Genomic DNA, 3,988 nt, shown 5'->3' on the forward strand with positions numbered 1-3,988 from the left:
ATGTCTTAGGGTTGTACCCCTGCGGGCACCTTCTCCCATCAAGGGAGAAGGAAATAATGGGGTACAACCCTAACTGCCTGCATGCAATCAGAACATAAATAAACAGCGGTGTTGCTATAGATAGCGGGATGCAAAACCCTACTCAATAATGTTCAATACGGCACTTCCAACCGTCCGCCGTCCAGATATTGAATGCTGAGTGGTAGCACGATGGCTTCAAGTTCTGGATTGGGTGAGAGGAAAAAAATGCGGTTGTTACGTGAGATAGAGTCGATTGGGAAGACCGAATCGATGCTGCGGCTTTGGTATTGATCCATACCGGAATTAAACACCACTTGAATCTCTTTGTTAAAAATAATGTGTCCTTGGTAAGTGTATAGAGAAAGCCAAGAGATAGAGTGCACCGGTCTGGAAGAGTTGATGCCGATTTTATAACGCAGCACTAGATTGGTGATGTTTTGATCGCTGGTTAAAAAATATTCCGGGCCTTCTAAATTGATGCGGGATCTAAATTCGTCCAGCATTGGGGAGTCGGGCAGCGCGTAGGAGGCAATGCTTTTGAATTCCGGCAGCGAATGTTCTTTTTTCCCTTTAAGAAAAGTCGAGGCGACAATCAGTAAACAGACAGCAATAAAAATTGAGCCATATTTCAAAAATAAATTCATAGTCACCTCACATCATACAGATAGCATAAAGCAATCTGTATGATGAAGTCAATTCTTGATGAAAACCGTACTGTTACTGATTTTGATATTCAAGCATAAATGAGGTGGCTTTTTCAACCATGTTTTTTGAACCGACAAATAATGGTGTTCTTTGATGTAATTCAGTCGGCTCGATGTCTAAAATTCGTTGATAGCCGTCACTGGCGAGCCCACCGGCTTGTTCGGCAAGAAACGCCATTGGGTTGCCTTCGTATAATAACCGCAGTTTTCCCAGTGGGTAGTGGGTCGAAGTCGGATAAATATAAATCCCGCCTTTCAATAGGTTGCGGTGGAAATCAGAGACCAAAGAGCCAATATAGCGAGAGGTGTAAGGGCGGTGGCTGCTTTCATCTTCTTCTTGGCAATATTTCAGGTATTTTTTTACTCCCATCGGGAATTTAAGATAGTTACCTTCGTTGATCGAATAGCATTTGCCGTTTTGCGGAATCTTGATATTTTCATGGGAAAGAAGAAAAACACCTAATGAGGTGTCATATGTAAAACCATTTACCCCATTGCCGGTGGTATAAACCAGCATGGTTGACGAACCGTAAACAATGTAACCGGCAGCAACCTGCTTGTGTCCGGGTTGTAAAAAGTCTGCCAAAGTTACTGCAGTACCGATAGGGGAAATTCGTCGATAAATAGAAAAGATGGTGCCGACAGCAACGTTGACATCAATATTCGAAGAGCCGTCGAGTGGGTCGGCTAAGATGATATATTTGGCATTTCGCCCTCTTTCGGTGTCGAATGCGACAAAGTTTTCTTCTTCTTCTGAACCAAAACCGGCAACTTCGTCACGGGCAATCAATGCGGCTTTCATTTTTTCATGAGCAAAGGCATCCAATTTCATTTGAGCTTCGCCTTGCACGTTTTCTATCCCGGAATTGCCGATTATATCGTTACTCAAGCCTGCTTTATTGATATCGCGGTGGATAACTTTGGCGACTAAACGGATTGAGGAAAGAATACCACTCAATTCGCCCTTAGCACTGGGGTAATCTGCTTGTTTCTCAACAATAAACTCACCTAATGTTTTCATTTTTGCTCCCGTAATTAAAAAAGAATCTTGTGATTTTTTGTTATATAATCGACACATTTTATTATAGCAGTCATTCGATCCTGCGTCAGAATTAGCTTGGGATCTGTGATCTCAACCACATTTTAATTGAAAGAAAAGAGCGATTAAACCATGATAAAACAGCAACATATTCATATTTTGGGCATTTGCGGCACCTTTATGGGGGGCGTAGCGATTATTGCGCGGCAAATGGGGTATAAAGTGACCGGCTCGGATGTGAATGTTTATCCACCGATGAGCACGTTCTTGCAAAAGAGCGGTATAGAGATTATTGCCAATTATGATCCGGCACAATTGGTTCCACAGCCGGATATGGTGATCATCGGCAATGCGATGAAACGGGGCAATCCTTGTGTGGAATATGTGTTGGACAATGCTATTCCTTACACCTCGGGCCCGCAGTGGCTGCACGATAATTTGTTGCGTAGCCGCAAGGTATTGGCGGTTTCGGGTACGCACGGTAAAACCACCACCAGCAGCATTTTGGCTTGGATCTTGGCTGATAATGGTCTGAATCCGGGTTTTTTGATTGGGGGCGTAACGGGTAATTTTTCGACTTCAGCACAGTTGGGGGAAAGTCCGTATTTTGTGATTGAAGCAGATGAATATGATACGGCGTTTTTCGATAAACGCTCTAAGTTTGTGCATTACAATCCCAATACGCTGATTATCAACAATATTGGCTTCGACCATGCCGATATTTTTGATGATCTGATGGCGATCCAGCGTCAATTCCACCATATGATTCGTATTATCCCGCAATCGGGATTGGTGCTGTCAGTTAAAGATGATACCACAGTCAAGCAAACGTTGGAGATGGGGTGCTGGAGTGAACAGCAGCATCTTGGACGTGAAGGAGAATGGTTTGCGCAGAAAATAGCGCAGGACAGCAGCCATTTCGCGGTGTATCACCGACAACAAAAAATTGCCGAAGTGCGTTGGGATGTGTTTGGCGAACATAATATGCATAATGCGTTAATGGCGATTGCGGCGGCATATCGTGCCGGCGTTTCGGTGGAGAAAGCCTGTGCTTCACTGGCAGGATTTATCAATACAAACCGTCGTTTAGAGCTGAAAGGCTGTGCTAAAGATATCACAGTATATGATGATTTTGCCCACCATCCGGCAGAAATCGCTGCCACTGTGACGGCGCTGCGTGATCGCATCGGTGGCGCAAAACGTATTTTGGCAGTGTTGGAGCCACGTTCTAACACCATGAAAATGGGGCTGCATAAAAATGAGCTGGTGGCTTCGTTGGTGAAATCGGATTATATTTTTTTATTGCAGCCGGACAATATTCCTTGGGAGGTTGCAGAAATCGCTGAAAAATCAACGGTGCCGACAAAATGGAGTGGTAATATTGATTTATTGATCGAGTTGATCGCTGGAGAAGCACAAGCGGGTGATCATATTTTGGTGATGAGTAACGGCAGTTTTGACGGGATTCATCAGAAGTTATTGGCAAGATTATCGCTATAATGAATAAGACAGCCAGAAAGGTTTTGGCTAATAATGTGATGTTTTTCACATTATTACATCAAAAGTGCGGTTTTTCCGCCACTTTCTAAAATAAAACGTGTAATTTAGAGTTTATGTTGGTAGTATGCGGACTGCTCATCGAGCAAGCTTTACCATGTCATGAAAATCAACTCTGGTTTGGTTGTAGTGTTGTAAGGTAAGATTTTTTTAATTATTAATGTAGGATGTAGTAATGTCGCAAGTAAAAGGAACCGTTAAATGGTTCAATGAAACTAAAGGTTTTGGTTTTTTACAAGTTGAAGGTGGAGAAGATGTATTCGTGCATTTTTCCGCAATCCAAAGCGAAGGGTTTCGTACTTTAAAAGAAGGCCAAGCAGTGCTTTTCAATATTGTTGATGATCAACGTGGTAAAAAAGCTGAAAACGTGACAGTCGTTGCTTAATCTAGCTAAATTATCGAATTCTTAAAAGCCGTCTAACATTAGACGGCTTTTTTACGTCTGAAGAAAATGAATAGTATTAAAATTACGAACAAATTTTGTACGATAAAAAGTTGATTTATAAGAAATTGGCGTGGGTTTAAGCAGTTTATCTATTGGTTGGATTGTTTTTATTACAGTTGTATTGATTTTATTACAATAATTCATTATCTTTAATCAGCGGCGAGGATATTGTTCAATATCTGCCAATGGTGTAACACCTGTTCAATTATAGGGTCTGTTGAT

General features: G+C 42.1%; 4 protein-coding genes. 2 read left to right on the plus strand and 2 right to left on the minus strand.

Annotated features, from left to right (window positions below; genetic code table 11):
* Positions 1-152: 152 nt before the first annotated feature.
* Complete coding sequence (locus FHQ30_RS10875; protein WP_132966057.1) at positions 153-665, minus strand: hypothetical protein; 513 nt, start codon at positions 663-665, stop codon at positions 153-155.
* 73 nt (positions 666-738) lie between these two features.
* Positions 739-1,746 carry a class 1 fructose-bisphosphatase gene (gene fbp / locus FHQ30_RS10880; RefSeq protein ID WP_139608898.1) on the minus strand — a complete coding sequence of 336 codons (1,008 nt, stop codon included), beginning with the start codon at positions 1,744-1,746 and terminating at the stop codon, positions 739-741.
* A 150-nt stretch (positions 1,747-1,896) separates the two neighbouring features.
* Here fbp and mpl point away from each other — a divergent pair, with 150 nt between their 5' ends.
* Positions 1,897-3,264, plus strand: a complete 1,368-nt coding sequence (gene mpl / locus FHQ30_RS10885) for a UDP-N-acetylmuramate:L-alanyl-gamma-D-glutamyl-meso-diaminopimelate ligase (protein ID WP_139612223.1) — start codon at positions 1,897-1,899, stop codon at positions 3,262-3,264.
* A 232-nt stretch (positions 3,265-3,496) separates the two neighbouring features.
* A complete protein-coding gene (locus tag FHQ30_RS10890) occupies positions 3,497-3,706 on the plus strand; it encodes a cold-shock protein (RefSeq protein ID WP_132966051.1) in 210 nt (69 codons plus the stop codon).
* Positions 3,707-3,988 lie beyond the last annotated feature (282 nt).

Origin of the sequence: Testudinibacter sp. 'clade 2', assembly GCF_006227735.1 — a bacterium.
GTDB lineage: Bacteria > Pseudomonadota > Gammaproteobacteria > Enterobacterales > Pasteurellaceae > Chelonobacter.